We start from the raw sequence: 20,815 nt of genomic DNA on the forward strand, positions 1-20,815 counted from the left end.
TTCGTCAATTTGCATGGTTAACCTAAGTTGTGATAAATTTATGAAAAATAATTGTACCCTAAAAATAGGTTTACAAAACTTTAACGTAGGGTAAGATATCATTGCTCTAATTAATGATTGTGAAAGACAGGAGCTGTTTTGAGTCTAAAAGAGAATATGAGTGCCCTCAAAGAGGAGCTGAGTTCTGAAGAAAAATTTTTCGAAAGTGCTATCCGGACTGAACGTTTCGTCAAACGGTATCAAAAACCTTTAATTGCTGTAGTCGCTGCTTCGTTGTTCGCAGTAGGTGGTGCGATCGGCTACCAAATGTATATAAAGTCAAAAATTGAGAGTTCCAATACGGCATTTAATGCTTTGTTGGCTAATCCTGCGGATAAAAATGCAGAAGCGACACTTAAAAATGACAACCCTAAATTGTATGACGTATGGCAGCTTTCACGCGGTATTGCACAAAATGATGTGACAGTGTTAGAAAAGTTGGAGAACTCTGACGCCTTTGGCGTTTCTGATATCGCCACATATGAAGCTGCAGCGATCAAAGGCGATTCTAAAGCTCTTGATATGTATACGAAAAAGCAAGGCGCTTTATATAAAGATATTGCTTTACTTGAACTTGCCGTCAATGCAATCGAAAAGGGTGATACGGCGTCGGCACATAAACATCTTTCTCTGATTCCCGAAAATTCACCTATCTACAGTATAGCGCAGTCGCTCTCGCATTACGGAGTAAAATAATGAAAACGACCTTTATCGCGTTATCAGCCGCAATGGCTGTTCTTTTCAGCGGGTGCTCTCACAAAGAGGTATTCAAACCGGAGCATGTAAAAGGCGAATGGCGCAGTGCCGGACATTTGAGTGCTTCTATTAACCAGGTGACACAATCGGCAGCTGTTCTGGAAAATGGACATCTTCTCTCTAAAGACGGTGAAAAAATGTTGAAAATCCCAAATGACTACAGCCTGATTAACATAAGCGATTCTTGGGTAATTACTGCGAGTCCGGAAGGCAATATGGTACTGTTCCCTCAAGACGGTACCGATTCAAAAATAACGTTTGATTTCAAACGAGGGGTCGCTGCAGCAAGTATTCAAGGTGATATTGTTGCCGTTTTATTTACGAATAATGAGATGGCGCTTTACTCTCTTGAAAGTAAAAAGCTTCTTTTTAAAGAGCCTTCTAATGCTCCGATTGCAGTTGATGCACGAATCGCAAATCCTTATTTCCTAAAAGAATTGGTTATGTTTTTGACGCTGGACGGCAAGATTGTGATTGTCAATTCAGAGACAAAACAAGTTTTACGCTCCGTCGTTGTCAGTTCGGATGAATACTTTAATAATATTACCTATATGAATGTTATCGACAATAATCTTGTCGCTTCAACCGGAAATACTGTTTTAGCACTTTCGCAAAAAGAGGCTCGCGAAAAGTATGAGATTCGAAACATTGCCTATACTGCTGACGGTATCTGGCTGACGACGAAGCAAGGGGAAGTAATTGCTTTGAGCCCGACTCTACAGTTTAAAGCGAAGAAAAAATTCCCGTTTGCTCACTTTGTGGGAATCAGCGTACAAAATGACCGCGTGTTTGTTTTAGAGCAAGAAGGGTATATGATCGCTTTGAGCAAAAATCTTTTAACGTACGATGTATTTGACATTGATATGGACAGCGATAATAAAATCTTTGTGGGAGACGGTCAGTTCTATTTTGATGACCGCTATATCAATCTCAAATAATGTCGGGAGAGCTTGACGCTTTTATCGAATATATAACGGTTATCAAAGCGCTTAGCCCTCGAACGATCGAGGCCTATCGCCATGATTTGACCGAGATTGAAAACACGTCACTCAAAAATCTTACTGAGATCGATTCAGGCACCGTTTTTCGTATCCTTGGGACGATAACCAACAAACGGACGCTCAACCGGAAGCTTTCAGCATTTAACTCATTTTTAGACTTTTGCCACCGTAATCGGTACGATCATACATCATCCAAATTCCCCCTCTCAAAAGTCCCGAAAAACCTTCCGAAATATTTATCGTATGAGACGATCCAATCCGGATTGCAATGCATTGATCGCAGTGAGTGGATCGGAATGCGTGATTACGCCCTCATCCTTTTTTTGTATGCGACGGGTGCCCGCATCAGTGAGGCTCTGATTGCCGAAGAGGGGGATATTGAGGGGGAGTGGCTACGTATCCGTCACGGAAAAGGGGAAAAAGAGCGTTATGTCCCTATCGCTCATGAGGCATTGAAAGCGATTAGAATCTATCAGGAGTCATGCCCTTATACACGTCAAACACTTTGGCTTAACTATCGCGGAGAGCCGCTCAGCCGAATTTCCGCTTTTAAAATTACGCAAAAATACCTGGGCGTTTCTCCCCATGCACTGCGCCACTCCTATGCGACGGCCTTGATACTCGGCGGAGCGGATTTACGTGTCGTTCAGGAATTACTGGGTCATGCTTCACTGCTAACGACCCAGATTTATACGCATGTGCAAAAACAAAATCTTCAAGAGACAGTATGCAAACATCATCCGATGGCACATACAGCGATTAAAGGATAAATAAATGACTCTTTGTGACATTGGTAATACGACGGTGGATTTGTTTTATGAGGGTAAGCATACTAAGTATAATGCAACTGATTTTGACCCATCGTCAATCCTAGACGATATTTATTTCGTCAGCGTAAACCGTGTTTTCAATGAACGAATCAAAAATCAATCTAACTGGCACGATGTAAGTGCACTGATTGACTGGAATCACTATTATCCTACGATGGGAATTGACCGAATCATGGTGTGTGAATCGGTTCATGAGGGGGTAATCGTCGATGCGGGGAGTGCCATTACGGTTGATGTGATGAATAGCGGGGTCTATCAGGGCGGGTTTATATCATTAGGACTCCGATCGGCGCAAGAAGCCTATGCAAGACTCTCTCCTGCATTGGACGTGTCATTTAACTTTGAGGTAGATTTGACTATAATGGCGAAAAATACTCCCGATGCTCTTACGGTCGGTTTTTTGGCTCCGCTAATCGAGAAGATTGAGAGTCTCGGAAAACCGCTTTATCTAACCGGTGGTGATGCACGGCTGTTGTCCCGCTTTTTTACGGAGGCGACAGTGGAAGAAGATTTGATCTTCACAGGGATGAAAAAGTTGATTGATAAAGGGTCTAAATGCTAAGTGTCGCACTCCCAAAAGGGCGAATTGCCGAAGATACGCTGGAGATTTTCGAAACGATTTTCGGAAGCAGTTTTAAATTTGATGATCGTAAATTGATCTTGCAAACTGAAAATTTCAAATTTTTGTTGGTACGCAATCAAGACGTTGCAACCTATGTCTATCACCAAGCCGCCGATATCGGTGTAGTAGGTCTCGATACTCTCGAAGAGCAGGGGTTGGATGTGATTCGTCTCCTCGATTTGCAAAAAGGCAAATGCCGTGTGGCTATCGGAATGCGTGCCGGTGAAAAACCTGATTTTTCCAAAAGCGAAATCAAAGTAGCGACGAAGATGGTTAACATCACCAAACGCTATTTTGCTGAGCGTGCAGTCGCTGCAGACATAATTAAACTTTACGGTTCGATCGAACTCGCTCCGTTGGTCGGATTGGCGGATATGATTGTCGATGTGGTAGAGACGGGCAGTACCATGAAGCAAAACGGGCTCGAAGTTGTTGAGACGATTATGGAGTCGACGACCCATTTGATCGCGAATAAAAACAGCTTTTTTGAGAAGAAAAGCGAAATATTGGATATATACGAAAAAATTAATGCCCTCTTGTATGGGGAAAAATAAAAAATTCACTATCGATTAACAATAAATGCATACAATTGCCATAATTAACAAGCAAAAAGGATAGTTATGTCAAGTCTCTCTATATCGCGTTTAGCGCTTGTGCTGTTATGTACAGGTTCAGCAGTGATGGCCGATAGTTTTTCAACCGTGGAGTATGTCAAAGTAAGTCAATCGACTCCGATCATGACGACAATCCAAGAACAGGTTCCAGGTGAGAAATGTTATGATGTCCAAGAACAGGTAAGTTCAGGCGGCGGTGGCGGTGGCGGAAACAGCGTTGTCGGTGCAGTTGCAGGCGGAGCATTGGGCGGTGTTTTAGGACACCAAATCGGCGGTGGAACCGGTAAAACCGTAGCAACGGTAGGCGGTGCTATTTTAGGAACATTGGCAGGACAAAACGTTGCCAATAATTACGGTGGAAACGCTCCGGCAACTTACCGCACCGTCCGCAGATGTGAAACGGTTAATACGGTACGAACACGTCAGGTATTGAGTGGTTATACAAATGTCGCCAGATATAAAGGCAAAGAGATCAGTGTTGAGAGTGCTGAACCTCTTAGACAGATTCCTGTTACAGTCACATACAGCTATTAATTCATAATTCAGTCTCAAAATGAGGCTGAAATCTTCCCTACGTAACTCTTTTGTAAAGTTTTTTCGTTAAAATAAATATATAGATATTTTTAGTAGGAGACTTCATGGCACTCAAAGTGGCAATTAACGGTACAGGAAGAATTGGGATTATTGTAGCCAAGATTATTGCAGAGCGCAGTGATATTGAGTTGGTTGCATTAAACACAACGGCAAAACCGGAAATGCTCGAATATCTGCTCAAGTTTGACAGTGTCCATCGCGGTATCGAAGCAAAAGTAATTGATGAAACGACTATTGCCATTGCCGGTAAAAATGTCCGTATGTTTCGTGAGCGGGACATTGACAAAGTAGATTTCGGAAGCTGCGGGGCTGAAGTAGTGATCGAATGTACCGGTGTATTTTTAGATCAGGAAAGCTGTCAAAAACACCTCAAAAACGGTATCAGAAAAGTGATCATGTCTGCACCTGCAAAAGATGATTCTCCGACCTATGTGTATGGAGTAAATTCAGACAGCTACAAAGGTGAAGCGATTATTTCCAATGCCAGCTGTACAACCAACTGTCTTGGACCGATTTGTAAGGTTTTAGATGATGCATTCGGTATCGAAAACGGGTTGATGACAACGATTCACTCGTATACAAACGATCAAAATATTTTAGATGTCAAGCATGCAAAAGATCCTCGTCGTGCCCGTGCTGCAGCCCTTAATATGATCCCGACTTCTACCGGTGCAGCTAAAGCAATCGGCAAAGTCATGCCTCAATTACTCGGAAAACTCAACGGCTATGCTATGCGTGTACCGACTCCGGATGTATCGGTGGTCGATTTGACGGTTAATTTGCGTACGTCAGTTACGAAAGACGATATCCATGCTGCATTTAACGCTGCGGCCGCCGGTGCATTCAAAGGGCTGATCGAAGTCGATAACGATAAACGGGTCTCATGTGATTTTATCGGTTCAACCTACAGCTCGACGTATGTTCCGGATATGACGAGTGTCGTGGATGGAAATACGGTTAAAGTATTGGCTTGGTATGATAATGAATGGGGTTACAGCAGTCGTCTTGTTGATATGACAGTTCTTATCGGAACGCACTGATGTTGCAGTATACGAACCATTTCGATACGAAAACACTTGATCCCTTTACACTTGAAAAAGGGTTTGAGGCGGTTCATTATGAAGTAGAAAATAATGAAGTAGGGTATTATCATCTTCCTAAAGGGTCTCAAGCACTTGTAGAAGAACTCAATACGACACGAGATGAGATTGACCGGCGATTTAATACCATAGCTGTTATCGGTATCGGCGGTTCTTCACTCGGGATTAAAGCGATCGAGCGTTTATTACGCCCCAGTACGCCCAATGCCAAAAAAATTGTTTACCTTGAAAATTCTGATCCCATCAGTATCATAAGCGAGATGGAAGAGATCGATAAGGCAACAACCCTTTTTATCGTTATCTCCAAATCGGGCGGGACAGTAGAAGCCCTTTCTATTTTTAAACGTTTAATCGTCAGTTTTGAACTAACTTTGGAGTGTTCTGACCAAATTTATATCGTCAGTGATGACAACTCTATACTTTCGCGTTTTGCGGAAGAATATCATCTTCGTCGATTTGTCATTCCGGATAATGTCGGAGGACGATTTTCCGTCTTGAGTGCCGTCGGTGTTGTTCCGCTTACTTTGGCAGGATTTAATACGGCTGCGATTCTCAAAGGAGCCCAAAGCTTTTTAGAGCGTTTCTGGGATCGAAAAGAAGAACATATTCTGCAAAAAGCGTCGTATTATGTATCCCATAAAGATCAATATCCGATGAATGTTTTATTTGCCTATGCGGATTCTTTTGAAGAGTTTGGCAAGTGGGTCGTACAATTATGGGGTGAGTCACTCGGAAAGCGTAACCGTTACGGCGAGCGTGTCGGTTTAACACCGATTTCGTTAATCGGTTCTGTGGATCAACACTCCTTCTTACAGCTTATTATAGAAGGGCCGTTGAATAAAACGGTTACATTTATGCATGTTGAGTCTTCTGCAGACCATTTGATGATTCCGGAACTCTCGTTGAAATTCTTGGAAAAAAGTGATTTTATCAATGGTAAAAGCTTTAACGACCTTATCAATGCTCAGTGCAAAGCAACCATGCAAAGCGTCTTAAAAAGCGGTGTCAGTGTAGATGAAATCACATGGAAGAAAATAGACGAAACATCGGTAGGTGAGATGATAGTCTATTATGAGCTATTAACTTCGATATGCGGTGCTCTAATGGAAATCAATACCTACAACCAGCCGGGTGTTGAGCTTGGGAAAACAATTTTAGCAGGGTATTTTCAAAAAAAATAAAAACGCTCTTTATGAGCGTTTATTAAGTATTTCTTGCTCTGACTCTTTGATCAGGGAATCCATAAGAGTGAAGAGTATTTGACTTGCATCTTCCATGGATTGGAAATTTTTGATAACTTCATCTTTATGCTCAACAGAATGGTCTCCATTTTCAATAAATTGAAGATTTTTATGCACTTCAGTGTGAACCGTTTCATGTGGTTTTTCAATCCCTTTAAAGCTTGGAAGATGAGAAAAACGCTCTTTTCCCGGACCACTTTCATACCATTTTCCGAGACGACAGCTATGATGGTCACTAAATTTAGCTTCAGACTGACCATTGACAATTGTTTTGTATGCATTTGATTTAAACATAATATGATCAATTTTTGCTAATGTAACAAAAGTGGTATTTTCAATTACTGTTGCTTGTAATGATGTACTAAGTGCATCTTCATTGAAGCTGCTAAGGGTCACTCTAAATGACTCAATTGCACTGCTTGATTCGTTGGCTATATCACTCATATCTTCGGAATTTGTATGGATTTCAGTGGTTTCTTGTTGTAAGGTTTGGACAGCTATGGCGATTTCACCGGTCGCTTTTTGTGTCCGTTCGGCAAGTTTTCGTACTTCATCGGCAACGACAGCGAATCCACGTCCGTGTTCTCCGGCGCGGGCCGCTTCAATAGCGGCATTCAGAGCCAATAAGTTGGTTTGATCCGCAATATCTTTGATCAAATTGACAACAGAACTGATTTCATTGGTTTTTTCATTGAGTGCATTAATGGCTTCAGCAGAGGTTTGAACCAACTCAATGAGTCGACTGAGCTTTGAGATAATAATTTCCAATTCATGGACTGTTTCTGATGCGTTGTGAGATGTGGATTGACTTATTTGCGTGATGTTTCCAAGTCGTTGAATTGTATTTTGAAGATCTTGTTGGATTACATCTAGTCCCCCTCCAACTCCGCTACCAATTTTACCGAGAGAGCTATTTAAGACAGATTTTTGGATATGAAGGTAGGTTAAATGCATTGCATCTATGGCTTTATTAACAAAAGTGCTTGCTTCTTTATACTCTCCCTGCAATCCTTGTGTATTGATGCGACGATAATATTCATCACGGCTGGAAGCTTCAACACCGGCACGAATTTCACGGATAAATACCTCCGTTTGATCAAGCATGTTGTTGGTATTCCAACATAAGTCGCTGAGTTCTCCATGATCTTTGATGTGGGTGATCCGGTTTTCCAAATATCCTTTTTCTGCCCCTTTGATTACAGAAGCAACTTCATGGATCGTCTCTTGGGTTTTTCGAATATTGATAAAGATAAACCATGCCAAGGCGAAGTTGAAAATATTGAGAATACGGACCCAACTCCATCCGTCCATCACTGTTTCGAGGATCAGCGCAATAATAAATAGTGCTATCGAGGCAAGGTTGGCATATTGTACTTTAGAGAGTGAGGATAAATTCATCGTAGGACATTCCTTTATCTTGTAATAATTGGTTCAATACTGCTTCAGATGCTGAAACCCCACCTTGTCGCTCTTTTTGAAGTAAAGTTTCATAAAAAGGGCGGATAACATTAAGCGCTTTATCAGAGGGCTTTCTGCGTACGGAGTGATAATTGCTAATGGCTCGATTCGCATCAAATGACGGGGTGACATGGGCAAATACCCAATAATAATCTCCCTGTTTCGTCTTGTTTTTGACATAGGCAAAAATCTCTTTACCAGCTTTAATTCTACTCCAAAGGAGTTTGAAAATAATTGCGGGCATATCTTCGTGACGTAATATGTTATGAGGCTGATCGATGAGCTCTAGCTCACTGTATCCGGACATTTGAATAAAAAGAGCATTTCCATAGGTTATTTTACCGTTTAAATCTGTTTTCGAGACGATAAATTCTTCTTCACCGAATGTTAATTCTTTATTGGACATAGAAAACCCTTGCAAAAAAGTATCAGAAACTGTTTATGTTAGTCTAACAACCATTTCCTGAATGTTTTCCCTTTTATCGGTCGACTGACGAATTTTTGGTAAATATTTTCAGCTTTGTTACGAGGAATCGCAACATAACTGAGATGATCAAGTTGATCGATTTTACCAATCTCTTCTTGTGTCAATCCGCATTCATTGATAAGCGCACCGACGATATCACCTGCTCGGAGTTTCTCTTTTTTTCCGGCATCGATGCAGATCGAACGCATCAAGGTTTTAATAGAAAACTTTTCTTTAATCTCTGGAAGCTCAATAGGGGTCACAGAACGTTTGAGTTCTATAAAACGATCATACTGATAATGATTGACAAGCGTAATTGCAATACCGTTTTTTCCGGCACGCCCTGTTCGTCCGATGCGGTGTGTATAGCGCTCATTTTGAATCGGTACTTCATAGTTGATGATCGCATCGAGTCCCTCGATGTCGATTCCACGTCCCGCAACATCGGTGGCGACCAATATAGGAGCACTCAAATTGCGGAATTGGATAATCGCTTCGTTACGGTCAAATTGTTCCATATCGCCATGTAAGGTAAGTGCATGGATGCCAATACGGTTTAGATCATCGCATAAGGCGTTTGCGTCGACTTTCGTGTTGCAAAAGATAATCGTATTTGCAATGTTGTGAAGATGGAGAACTTTGGATATGGCCGGAAGCTTATCGTTGCACAGATAGGCGATCTCTTCAATTTTCGGTTGACTGACAGCATGCTCCGTTTTGAGCATTACGGGTTCTTTCATAAACTCCGATGTAATCGTTTGAATCGATTCGGGAAACGTGGCCGAGAAAAGGAGAGTCTGACGCGTTGAAGGAGTAAATCCCAAAATCGAGGTGATGTCTTCGATAAACCCCATATCGATCATTTGATCGGCTTCATCCAGTACAACCGTTTGTATTTGAATCGGGTCGAATGCATCCATTTGCAGCAGTTTTAAAACGCGTCCGGGAGTACCGACAATGATATGGGCTCCATGCTTAAGCGAATGGATCTGCCCGCGCATCGGAACACCGCCGCAGAGGGTAAGAATCTTGATATTGCCGATTTCAGAGGCAAGTGAACGGAGTACTTTTGCAACTTGTTCTGCAAGTTCGCGGGTAGGGCAGAGGATAAGGGATTGGATACCGAATGATTTAGGATTAATCCGTTCCAAAACCCCTAACCCAAAGGCTAAGGTTTTACCGCTTCCGGTCGCTGCCTGTGCAATACAATCTTTTTTGTCCAAAATGACAGGAAGTGAAGAAGATTGAATCGGAGTCATTGCGGTGAATTCAAGGCGTTTTAATGCCTCTTTGAGAGGTTTACGTAAGGCTAAGGTTTCGAATGAGGACATTGTGTCGCTTTGTAATGTAGATATGCGATTATAGCACAGATGGGGGACCCCCCCACTGTAGGGGGGTTAGAGAGGTTGGTTATACAGCTTTAATCGTGACGCCGTATTTTTCTTCAGCCACGTTACGTGCTTGAAGTGAATACGAAGCAATCTCATTAAAGTTGAGATATTTATAGACTTGATCGGCTTTTCCTGCCAATTTCTCAGGTACGATGCTCATATATTCCGCTACGCTCGGGATACGTCCGAGTTTCGCACATACCGATGCAAGTTCAGCTGATCCTAGGTAAACTTGAGTCCCTTTACCAAGACGGTTGTCGAAGTTACGGGTAGAGGTCGAGAATACGGTTGAACCCTCACGTGAACTTGCTTGGTTACCCATGCAGAGTGAACATCCAGGAACTTCCGTTTGTGCCGCGATCGCTTTATAAACGTCATAGTACCCTTCGTTGATGAGTTGTTGCTCATCCATACGGGTCGGTGGTACGATCCAGAATTTTTCGACAGCAATTTTGCCTTCGCCGCGCATTACCTCACCCGCTGCACGGTAGTGACCGATGTTGGTCATACAACTTCCTAGGAATACTTCATCGATTTTCTCTCCCGCCACTTCACTGAGTAATTTAACATTATCAGGATCGTTCGGACAAGCAAGGATCGGCTCAGTTACTTCTGCAAGATCGATTTCGATGATTGCTGCATATTCCGCATCCGCATCCGGTTCCATCAATGACGGAGCGGCAAGCCACTCTTTCATTTTATCGGCGCGGCGTTGAAGCGTGCGAGCATCTTCGTAACCGTCTTTAATCATCGCTTCGATCAACGTCACGTTTGATTTTAGGTATTCGATAACCGGTTCTTTATTCAAACGAACGGTACATGCCGCTGCTGAACGCTCAGCCGACGCATCGGAAAGCTCGAATGCTTGTTCCACTTTCATGTTCGGAAGACCTTCGATCTCTAAAACACGTCCGTTGAAAATATTTTTCTTCCCTTTTTTCTCAACCGTGAGCAACCCTTGTTTGATTGCATAATACGGGATAGCGTTAACGAGGTCACGTAATGTGATACCCGGTTGCATTTCACCTTTAAAGCGGACAAGGACGGATTCCGGCATTTCAAGAGGCATAGAGCCGGTAACCGCTGCAAACGCAACAAGACCTGAACCTGCAGGGAAACTGACACCGATCGGGAAACGGGTGTGAGAGTCACCGCCGGTTCCTACCGTATCCGGAAGAACCATACGGTTCAACCATGAGTGAATAACTCCGTCCGCAGGGCGAAGGGCAACACCGCTGCGTGAGCTGATGAATGCAGGCAACGTTGCGTGCAATTTCACGTCTGAGGGTTTCGGATACGCTGCCGTATGACAGAAAGACTGTAATACGAAATCAGCCGAGAAGCCGAGAGCCGAAAGTTCTTTGATCTCATCGCGCGTCATCGGTCCGGTAGTATCTTGGCTACCTACGGTGCTTGTCATAGGCTCACAATACATTCCCGGGCGTACACCTTCCATGCCGCATGCTTTCCCTACCATTTTTTGAGCAAGGGTATATCCTTTACCGGTATCAGCCGGTTGGATAGGGGTAGCGAAAATAGTTGCAGGAGCCATACTGAGCGCAGCACGTGCTTTAGCCGTCAAGCCGCGACCGATAATCAATGGGATACGCCCGCCAGCACGTACTTCATCTTCGATCGTATTTGGACGAAGGCTGAATGTCGCGATTTGGACACCGTTTTTAGAAATGGTTCCCGCTTTGGTATCGATATCCAATACATCGCCTGTTTCCATTTGGCTTACATCGGCTTCGATCGGAAGTGCACCGGAATCTTCACATGTCGCGAAGAAGATCGGAGCGATGATACTTCCGATGACGACACCGCCGGTACGTTTGTTCGGGATACCGGGAATATCGTCACCCATGTGCCATTGAACGGAGTTCGCTGCGGATTTACGGCTTGAACCCGTTCCTACGACGTCACCGACATACGCGATTTGCATCCCTTTTTCTTTAAGTTCAGCAATTTTTGCGATACCTTCCGGCATTTTTGCGCTCAACATGGTTGTCGCGTGAAGAGGAATATCCGAACGGGTAAATGCCGCACTCGCAGGAGAAAGGTCATCGGTATTGGTTTCACCCGGGAATTTGAACACGACTACGCTGAATTTTTCAACAAGAGGTTTTCTAGCGGTAAACCATTCTGCATCTGCCCATGATTGAAGTACTTCTTTTGCGTATTTATTGGTTTTTGAAAGATCAACGATATCATTGAATGCATCGTATACTAAAAGAGTATGTTTCAGTTCATGTGCCGCTTCGTTTGCGATTGCTTCGTTGCTAAGTGCATCGATAAGTGGTTTAACGTTGTAGCCTCCAACCATTTTACCGAGGATTTTGATCGCCGCTTTTTTGTGATCATCGCTGTTAATATCGCTGTTGTCCGCTAAGAAAGCTTTTACTTCACCTTGAACGACTTGGTGTAAAAATGCAGCCTTAACATGTGCGCCGTCGTCAACACCCGGATTGACACGTTCTGCCAACATAGTGACCAACTCATCATTTTTAGAACTTTCGCTTGTAATGAGTGCTACCAATTCAGTAACTTGCTCTTTTGTAAGTGGGAATGGAGGGATCCCTTGAGCTGCGCGTTCCGCTACGTGTGCTTTATATTCGTCCATAAAAGCCATAGTGACTCCTGTGCCAGTTAATTTTGAATGATTATATCAGAAGAAAAAAACACTTTCGAACAAATGTTACACAATTACACATTTGTTTTTAATAAAAGAGTGCATAATGTGTATTATAGTAACAATATTAATTCTAAATGCAAAAACATAAGAGATTAGCTAACATAAAAAAGAGGTAGAAAAGTTACAAATAAGAAAGAAAGGGGAGTGGTTCTCCAAAGGGGAGAATCAAAAAGGGTCGTTGGCGATGATATCGCGATTACCTTTGGCATTCGGAGCGGAGAGGATACCGTTGTTTTCAAGCTGTTCAATAAGGGTTGCTGAACGGTTATATCCGATTTGCAATCGACGTTGAAGGTAACTGATCGATGTTTTTTGCTCACTCAGGACAATATTTTTAGCTTCTTCATAAAGCTCATCGAGGGGTTTATTATCCGTTGTATCATTGTTGATTTTCGCCACACTGCCGTTATCCGCCAAATACCGGCGATCATAATCGGGCTCACGCTGTGCTTTGAGGAAATCGACTACTTTTTCAATTTCATTCTCTGTACTCCACGGAGCATGCAGCCTGACAAGCCCGCTCATACCCGGAGGGGTAAAGAGCATATCCCCGCGTCCGAGAAGCGATTCCGCACCCATCCCGTCCAAAATGATTTTACTGTCGATTTTTTGTCCTACTTTATAACTGATGCGCGACGGGAGGTTGGCTTTGATAAGGCCGGTTACGACATCGACACTCGGACGCTGTGTCGCTACGATGAGATGGATACCGCTGGCACGCGCCATTTGCGCGAGCCGTGCGATCGAGTATTCGACATCTTTACCGCTGGTCATCATCAAATCGGCAAGTTCGTCGATAATGACGACGATATACGGTAATGGATCCCGTTTTTCGGCTTTTGCTTTGTCATTGTAGTTTTCGATGTTTTTAGTGCGGGTATCGCTCATCAAATGATATCGTCGCTCCATCTCATAGACCATGTTGTTGAGCGCTGAGATCGCCTCTTTCGGTTTTGTAATGACCGGAGTGAGTAAGTGCGGGATATCATTGTAAATAGAAAATTCCAACATTTTCGGATCGATCATCAGAAGTTTGAGCTGATCCGGAGAATTTTTATAAAGAAGGCTTAGAATCATCGAATTAATCCCGACACTTTTACCGCTCCCGGTCGTCCCTGCGATAAGAAGATGGGGGAGTTTTTTAAGATCCGTAATAAACGGCTTACCGACAATGTCTTTCCCTAAGATCAGAGTGAGGGGAGAAGCCGCCTCTTGGAAAAGTTTGCTTTCCAACATTTCACGCAAATAGATGGTTTCGACCGATTTGTTCGGGATTTCAATACCGACAACGTCTTTGCCCGGGATCGGAGCTTGGATACGGATGGTCTGAGCACGCAGTGCCATCGCGAGATCATCTTGGAGCCCTAAGATTTTGGAGACTTTGATGTTTGCGGCAGGTTTAAACTCAAACGTCGAAACAACAGGCCCGGCATAAGTGCGTACGACGTCTCCGTCGATATTAAAATGTCTTAGTTTGTCTATAAGATCTTTAATCTTGTCATCAAGCTCGGCTTCATCGACCAAAGTCTGTTTTTTAGGGGGATTTTGGAAAAAATCAGTTGGCGGGAGTTTAAAGTTTTTAGGTTTTTCACTTACCCCTTTATCGATTTGTTCCAGCAGCATTTTATTCTCTTCGAGCTCATCGATGACGAGGGCATGCTGTTTGCTCTCTTTGACTTTTTTAGCCATACTGAGAATGGTAGACTCTTTCGGAAGCTCTTCTACGGTTTTCGGCGCTTCGGAGACGGGAGAAGAAGATTCTGAAGGCTGTATAGGTTCTGTATGGGAAACACTTTCTTCTATTTTGGAAGATGCGTTATCGAAAAGAGAATACGGTTCTTCGAATTCATCATCGAGTGCAGAAAGAGGTGTTTCGATAATAGGTTCAGATTTTAGTGGTGAGGGAGGCGTAGTTGTTTTCGTTTGAGGCTGTTTAGGAGTTCTAAGCGGTTTATCCATGTATTCTTTAAGGGGTTGTGCCAGTTCTGAGAGGCTTTGTTCCATGACCAATACGACGGAAACGGCCACCATCATTAACCACAAAATCCATAGTCCGAATGTTCCGATGTAAACCGATAAGAAATCAACCATACTTCCGATGAATATGCCGCGATACATCCCCTCGACCACCATTGCCTGAAAAAATAGCATAGCAATAAATAAAAGGATAAAAATGCCCGCCATTTCAAGACGTCGATAGAGCTCTCCGTCGTATTTATACGAGTAAAACAGCGGTATCATTAAGAGTAATAAATAGACATAAGCGACATAGCCGAAAATCCAAACATTGGCTTGGGCAAACATTGCCCCGTACGCACCAATAATGGATGCATCGCCGATGATGGTTGCAATGCCTAAATAAAATAAAATGCCGAAACCGGCTATAAACAGTGTATCGCGTAAAATAGGAGATCCTTGAAATCAGGTTGAAAGTGGTTTTATTATAGCAAAAAAGGGGACAGAAAGCCCTTTTATTGCAGATTGCTATAAATAGTTAACGAGTGAAAGTTTGGACACTTTTGAGATATTTGATAATAATGCCTGATAATTAAGACTCAATTGCTGCATTTTGAGTGTCGCTTCTGCGATATCCGTATCAATAACATCGGATTGCAATGTTTTTGTACTGATGATCAGCATATCCGTCCGATCGGAAGATGCCTGCAATACTTGCGAATACGAACCTGCTTCAGTTTGGAGTCGGCTGACATGGTCGCTTAGATCATCCAGCATCTGTATTGAATTTTGAACACCGATATCTCTTTGACCGGTTGTAGTTGTGCCGTCCGCTCGTTTTTTACCGGCTTCAACGGATTGTATCATCTCCTCAATTTGGGCAAAAAAATCTGTTTTTGCATCACGGACTTGCAATGCGCTATTGTCATTAAAAGACAATGCACTACCGGATGATATTGTACCTGTCAGAAGAGGATAGGTATTCGATGTTGAATCATACAGGGCTATTGAAGCTTTCGTGGTAGGATTAGTTTTGTCTTCAATTTTGATTCGACCTGCATAATCTAGTGTTGTAGATGATAATACATTTGATGCTGTAATTGCTGTATCATAAGCTGTTGCTGTATTAGCAGTCGGTAATGTTCCAGATGTCGCAATGTTAATAACATCCATCATTTGTTGATAAGTCATTTGATCTGCATCAACTGCACTTCGAGGAGCTGTTGCCGTAAAAATGTTAAAGTTTGTTACACCACCATCAAGTGAAAATGTTGAACCGGCTGATGATAAATTGATTTGTGCGGTGAAAGCAGCTCCAGTTACATTCTTACCTTGAATGACGAACTGTTTCCCATCTAAAGTTGTTTCTCCGCTTACTTCTATCAATTTAGTAGAACTGGTTGCAAACGAATTATCAGCATTTACGATTTGAGAAACATTTGATGTCAGGATTGCCCCGTCTTGCGTAAAGTTCGTTCGATCGTAATTGATCCCTTCTATGGTATTAGGTGTACCGGTAGGGGTTGTGAAACCGCTTTTTGTAAATTCTTTGATGTACAGACCCGGTGTCGTAATTGCTGCCGTTTCGAAATCGGTTGTGCCCGATTGAAGATTATCGATGTTGGTCACATCGGCTGCCGCTCCGCCGCTAAAATCCACCGCACCGACCAGATGAAAATCGAGTTTGCTCGATCCTGCTGATTTATCGGAAACTTCTATTTGGCCGTTGGCATTAATCGTTACATTGACTTGGTTCTCGGTCGGATTTGTTTGATTCGGGTCATACGCGAGGGCGATTTTGTGGGTCAAATCATCCATTGTGTCGGTCATATTCATCTGGATTTTTGATTTAAACGTACTTCCGTCAGTGCGCGTTCCCTGAAGATAAAAATAACTTGGGTGGGCAGCGTCATTGGTCGTAATGCTGTCCGTATCCCCCATGAGATCACGTATCGTGCTTGATCCGCTAATATAAGTTTCGGTGGAAGCGCTGCGAGATATTGCCGGATCTTTCATGATATCCGGGTACAGATCCGTTAAACTCATTTGGCGGACATTGGAAGTCACCATACGGCTGATTCTATTTTCACTTCCTAAAAAGAGTTGTGAACCGCTGATATTGTATTTTTGTTTTACCCCTGACCCTAAAAAAGCTTCAAGATTTTGATCATTCCCCTGATACATACCGTTTGCATCGATAGGCTTGACAGAGGTAGCCGTGCCGGAAAAGAGGTATTGTCCTCCTATCGACGTATTTGCCAAGGTTAATAGATGATTTTGAAGCCCGCGAAGCTCTTTTGCGATCGCTTGGGTACTGGTATCGGAATTTGTGTCATTTGCGGCATTGATCATTTTAACTTTCATGGATTCGATCGTTTTTACGATTTCTCCGATCGTCGTGTCCGTTTGGGTCGAAATTTTATAGGCGCTTTGGGCACTCGTTTTGACTTGAGTCAGAGTTGTGATCTCGTTGTCCAAACGGAGTGTATCAATCGCTACTCCCGGATTTTCATACGAATATTGTATTTTCATACCGGAAGAAATTTGTTTATTGACATCAAACAATTGTTGGTTAAGTTTATTATTTTCGCCGTATATATTATTGTAATATGATCCCGCTGTGATTCTCACGTCAAATCCTTTTGTGCAAGCTTAAGCATTGTTAAGCAATAAAAGTTCCATACTCTATTATCGGCAAAAAGTTACAAATGATTAGTAAAAGTACTTTTACGTATCTTTAAGCAAACGGTGCCTATAATTCCGTCCTCTTCAAACAAATGCCAGTGTGGTGAAATGGTAGACACGCCGGATTCAAAATCCGGTGGCGCGAGTCGTGGCGGTTCGAGTCCGCCCACTGGTACCACCCCCTTATTCGAATCAGTCCAAAATCATCCAAAAAATCCTATACAAACCCCTTATTTAGCCACTTTTCCTATTTTTCTAGTCCAAAACGCTCCGAGCCAATCCATCTATATCCGAAAGCCTAATGTACTTTTTAATGTACTTTACAATCAAAGTACATTGTGCTAATCTACTGTTAATATGTTTCAAATTAAGTACATTTAGCAGAGGTACATTATGGCAAATAAGAAAGTAGCACCGCTTACCTGTACAACCGTTTTTAAAATGATAGTAATTTGAATTTAAAATGATAGTAACGTACCTTTTTTAAGCTAAATGTGAACAAATCACTATCATTTCAAATTCAAAAATAAAACTATACAGACTGATAATTTGGGTAGGTAATAGGTGTATAATTACTCATAAAGTAGGAGGTATAGAATGTTTTATCAGGAAAATATAACAGATGAAAATAGACAAAACATGCTTAAAATGCTTGGATGTAAAACTACAAAAGAGGCCATGTCGCTTCTTAATGCTCATCCAAGTGAGCAAACAAAATATGAGTTTTATATAGAAAATACAGAACTCTTAAGAAAGATGGGATTGCATTATGTAATAAGTGATAAACTTGAACACCAATTACAGAAAATGCAAACAACTTAAATTCAAATCTAAATAACTGCAATATTCATCAGTTACAATCAATAACTTGCATTTTAAATTCAAATCATAAAAACTATTAGGAGGCATCGCCTCCTAATAGTTCGTAATAAACACCTCCCGAACCGCCTTCTTACTTCCCGCTCCTCGAAGGGTATAGTTGATCTCTTTAGTAGATATGATCTTCATGTCTGCATAGAGCTCTCTTACCAGTTCACAATCATTATAGCTCAATAAGAACTTACCATTTATCCCATGAAGCAGCTCTGACAATTGCCGGTGTTCTGCTTCACCAAAACCGCCCGTATGCTGATAGTAACTCTCAGTCGATACATAGGGTGGATCACAGTAAAAGAACGCATCATCGGCATCGTATGTCCGAATTAGCTTATCGAAGCTCATATTCTCAATCGTGACAAACTTCAACCGTTTAGACCACTGTCCGAAGTCCTTATAGATGTCTTTGGGACGTCTGCTCTTGGCGTTCATGGCGAATGTAGTCCCCTTAGCTCCAAAGCTCTGAGATAGGAGATAAAAATATAAAGCAGCGCGCTCGATATTATTTGTCGGATTCATTCGTCCGGAGAGGATATCGGAGAATACTTCACGGCTGATCAATAGCCGGTTGAGATACGAAGATAAGGATTGAGGTCTCGTCCGGATAATACGGTGTAGGTTGATCAGCTCACCATTGATATCATTGACTACTTCAGCTTGTTTTGTAGAACATTGCTTACGATACAAAACGTTAAGAGCACCTCCGAATACTTCGACATATAGACGGTGTTCCGGGAACATGGCCACAATATCATCGGCCAGTTTAGATTTACCCCCGATCCATGCGAACGGGGCTTTGATAGGATGATGCATTAATTGCCTTTCACCATGTCATATTTACATGGCCAATCTAAGATACTCGGAATAATTCCGGTACCGCTGCATCTTTTGTGGTTGGTGTAGCGGGGGCATTTGACGTTCATATATCATGAAATATGAACGTCAAGGTGTTTTGAGGTTCTGATCTTAGCGACAAACTCCGGCATTTTCTTTATACTTCATCGCATACTCGACTACAGATACAAAATCATAAGCAAGTACATACTCAATACAGTCCCTATCCGTCTTGTCACACGTATCCTTTGGATTGATTAGATCAGGGTACTTTGGCTCTTCAAATTGACACTTTTGCGGTAGATTAATGATCTGCGGCTGTGGCTGCACTGTTGAACACCCCGACAGCGTCAAAATCCCAAAAAGGGCTAGTAGCGTTGCTTTCATTCTTATCTCCTCTTTTTTTTATTTCAATATCCCGGTACACAGGGGTTAGTGCTTTCTCTATCTTTGTGAGACGCTCTGGAAGCTGCTCTTTCTTCTTCTCATCCGCTTTGGCGAGTTCCGCCGCTTTGCTCTGAATAGAAATGATCTTGCCAGATGACTCTTTTTGTGATTGAAGTGCCTCATTTTTAGATTCTAATACGGGTATAACCGCCAACTTCAGGTACATAATCCAAACCGTTAATACGGCTATGATCAGTGCTGATATGATCAATGCACCGGTCTTGATCTTTTCGATCATTTCAGACGTTAAATTTTTAAACATAAGTTTCCTTTCTCACCAAAATCGGATTGCATCGTTTTTAGATATAGAGTACATTTTTCCGTACTGGTACACTTTGAGAGAGTAGTCATAATTGATATCACAATTAGAGACACATTCTCTCCTCCCGGATGGGTATGTAAAGCAGCTCTGTCCACGTCGACATTGAGCCTTTGCAAGCTCCCAATTCTCAGAACCGGCACGCCCCAACTCTTTTATGATGTAGTCTCCGCCGTTGTAACGCTGGTATGTCACCCAAAGGCCGTATTTAGGTACCCAAAACTGCTTCATCAATATCGCTTGACCATTGAGCTGATCCGGTACTGTAGCAAGGGATTTAATCCCATTCTTTTGAAGAGTATCTTTATGCCATCTCCATGTGATCTGAGCTAACCCCTGTGATCCGACTCCGTCGCGGCTAACGATATCTCTGCATCCCGATTCCTGATGAAGCTGGCCAACCCCATACCAGTACGGATACTTGGTACCAAATTGCAACCAGTGATAGCGCCGAACCTCTTGAACATAGGATTGGCACCGCTGAATTGCTCCGCCTGCATAAAGAGCAGAACATAGGATCAGCAATGCAATGATTCTCATATCATCCACCCATCGCAAAGCAGTAAGGGATAATGATATACATGCTGTACGATGCAACGAAGAGTTGCCAGTTATGATCGTTATTCCAGTTAATCTTAGGTAGCAGTGCTTTACGTATAACATGAGCCACTAAAATCCCTGATACGGTCAGAAGCGTTTTTAAGATTACCATCTGCATAGGGTTTGACATCGTGTCATATATGCCGCTTATGAAGACATACCATATGATTATCAATAGTATCAGTACAGGCCATAATCGAATCATCTCTTTAAAAATGAGCACGGTCATTTTCAAGAATAACCCGACGATATACAAAGTAATCTTTCTGATTACATCTTTTAGATTTTTCACTT

19 protein-coding genes and 1 tRNA gene are annotated in these 20,815 nt (G+C 42.4%); 10 read left to right on the top strand and 10 right to left on the bottom strand.

Features of this window, described 5'->3' with window-relative positions; all coding sequences use genetic code 11:
- The first annotated feature begins 138 nt into the window (after positions 1-138).
- From PHE37_RS09130 to PHE37_RS09165, 8 genes are all read left to right on the top strand, one after another.
- Positions 139-735 carry a hypothetical protein gene (locus PHE37_RS09130; protein ID WP_299993201.1) on the top strand — a complete coding sequence of 199 codons (597 nt, stop codon included), beginning with the start codon at positions 139-141 and terminating at the stop codon, positions 733-735.
- Positions 735-1,733, top strand: coding sequence for a hypothetical protein (locus PHE37_RS09135; RefSeq protein WP_299993202.1), 999 nt, complete (start codon positions 735-737; stop codon positions 1,731-1,733). The genes PHE37_RS09130 and PHE37_RS09135 overlap by 1 nt, the downstream gene beginning before the upstream one ends.
- Positions 1,733-2,566 (top strand): tyrosine-type recombinase/integrase, encoded by an 834-nt coding sequence (locus PHE37_RS09140; RefSeq protein WP_299993204.1) that lies wholly within the window; start codon positions 1,733-1,735, stop codon positions 2,564-2,566. The genes PHE37_RS09135 and PHE37_RS09140 overlap by 1 nt, the downstream gene beginning before the upstream one ends.
- 4 nt (positions 2,567-2,570) lie before the next feature.
- On the top strand, positions 2,571-3,188 hold the full coding sequence (locus tag PHE37_RS09145) for a type III pantothenate kinase (RefSeq protein ID WP_299993205.1): 618 nt from the start codon (positions 2,571-2,573) through the stop codon (positions 3,186-3,188).
- Positions 3,182-3,802, top strand: coding sequence for an ATP phosphoribosyltransferase (hisG, locus tag PHE37_RS09150; RefSeq protein ID WP_299993206.1), 621 nt, complete (start codon positions 3,182-3,184; stop codon positions 3,800-3,802). Before PHE37_RS09145 ends, hisG begins: the two co-directional genes overlap by 7 nt.
- Positions 3,803-3,868: 66 nt before the next feature.
- A complete protein-coding gene (locus PHE37_RS09155) occupies positions 3,869-4,396 on the top strand; it encodes a glycine zipper 2TM domain-containing protein (protein ID WP_299993207.1) in 528 nt (175 codons plus the stop codon).
- 104 nt (positions 4,397-4,500) lie between these two features.
- Positions 4,501-5,496, top strand: coding sequence for a type I glyceraldehyde-3-phosphate dehydrogenase (gene gap / locus PHE37_RS09160; protein ID WP_299993209.1), 996 nt, complete (start codon positions 4,501-4,503; stop codon positions 5,494-5,496).
- On the top strand, positions 5,496-6,737 hold the full coding sequence (locus tag PHE37_RS09165; protein ID WP_299993211.1) for a glucose-6-phosphate isomerase: 1,242 nt from the start codon (positions 5,496-5,498) through the stop codon (positions 6,735-6,737). Before gap ends, PHE37_RS09165 begins: the two co-directional genes overlap by 1 nt.
- Before the next feature lie 9 nt (positions 6,738-6,746).
- Here the strand turns inward: PHE37_RS09165 and PHE37_RS09170 are convergent, their stop codons facing one another.
- The 6 genes from PHE37_RS09170 to PHE37_RS09195 form a co-directional block, all read right to left on the bottom strand.
- Positions 6,747-8,195 carry a methyl-accepting chemotaxis protein gene (locus tag PHE37_RS09170; protein WP_299993213.1) on the bottom strand — a complete coding sequence of 483 codons (1,449 nt, stop codon included), beginning with the start codon at positions 8,193-8,195 and terminating at the stop codon, positions 6,747-6,749.
- Positions 8,173-8,661 carry a PAS domain-containing protein gene (locus PHE37_RS09175; protein ID WP_299993215.1) on the bottom strand — a complete coding sequence of 163 codons (489 nt, stop codon included), beginning with the start codon at positions 8,659-8,661 and terminating at the stop codon, positions 8,173-8,175. The genes PHE37_RS09170 and PHE37_RS09175 overlap by 23 nt, the downstream gene beginning before the upstream one ends.
- Before the next feature lie 38 nt (positions 8,662-8,699).
- Entirely contained in the window at positions 8,700-10,052 is a 1,353-nt protein-coding gene (gene dbpA, locus PHE37_RS09180) for an ATP-dependent RNA helicase DbpA (RefSeq protein ID WP_299993217.1), read from the bottom strand.
- Positions 10,053-10,131: 79 nt separating this feature from the next.
- Positions 10,132-12,741, bottom strand: a complete 2,610-nt coding sequence (gene acnB, locus PHE37_RS09185; RefSeq protein WP_299993218.1) for a bifunctional aconitate hydratase 2/2-methylisocitrate dehydratase — start codon at positions 12,739-12,741, stop codon at positions 10,132-10,134.
- A gap of 228 nt (positions 12,742-12,969) precedes the next feature.
- On the bottom strand, positions 12,970-15,189 hold the full coding sequence (locus tag PHE37_RS09190) for a DNA translocase FtsK (protein WP_299993267.1): 2,220 nt from the start codon (positions 15,187-15,189) through the stop codon (positions 12,970-12,972).
- A gap of 99 nt (positions 15,190-15,288) precedes the next feature.
- Positions 15,289-17,391 (bottom strand): flagellar biosynthesis protein FlgL, encoded by a 2,103-nt coding sequence (locus tag PHE37_RS09195; protein ID WP_299993220.1) that lies wholly within the window; start codon positions 17,389-17,391, stop codon positions 15,289-15,291.
- A gap of 148 nt (positions 17,392-17,539) precedes the next feature.
- Between PHE37_RS09195 and PHE37_RS09200 the strand changes: the two genes are divergently transcribed.
- Positions 17,540-17,623, top strand: a tRNA-Leu gene (locus tag PHE37_RS09200).
- 419 nt (positions 17,624-18,042) lie between these two features.
- Positions 18,043-18,267, top strand: coding sequence for a hypothetical protein (locus tag PHE37_RS09205; protein ID WP_299993222.1), 225 nt, complete (start codon positions 18,043-18,045; stop codon positions 18,265-18,267).
- A 93-nt stretch (positions 18,268-18,360) separates the two neighbouring features.
- Here the strand turns inward: PHE37_RS09205 and PHE37_RS09210 are convergent, their stop codons facing one another.
- The 4 genes from PHE37_RS09210 to PHE37_RS09225 form a co-directional block, all read right to left on the bottom strand.
- A complete protein-coding gene (locus PHE37_RS09210) occupies positions 18,361-19,134 on the bottom strand; it encodes a DNA adenine methylase (RefSeq protein ID WP_299993224.1) in 774 nt (257 codons plus the stop codon).
- A 325-nt stretch (positions 19,135-19,459) separates the two neighbouring features.
- Positions 19,460-19,864 (bottom strand): hypothetical protein, encoded by a 405-nt coding sequence (locus PHE37_RS09215; protein WP_299993226.1) that lies wholly within the window; start codon positions 19,862-19,864, stop codon positions 19,460-19,462.
- 12 nt (positions 19,865-19,876) lie between these two features.
- Entirely contained in the window at positions 19,877-20,461 is a 585-nt protein-coding gene (locus tag PHE37_RS09220; RefSeq protein ID WP_299993227.1) for a hypothetical protein, read from the bottom strand.
- A gap of 1 nt (position 20,462) precedes the next feature.
- On the bottom strand, positions 20,463-20,813 hold the full coding sequence (locus tag PHE37_RS09225; RefSeq protein ID WP_299993228.1) for a hypothetical protein: 351 nt from the start codon (positions 20,811-20,813) through the stop codon (positions 20,463-20,465).
- Between the last annotated feature and the right edge of the window lie 2 nt (positions 20,814-20,815).

The organism is Sulfuricurvum sp., assembly GCF_028681615.1.
Lineage (GTDB): Bacteria > Campylobacterota > Campylobacteria > Campylobacterales > Sulfurimonadaceae > Sulfuricurvum.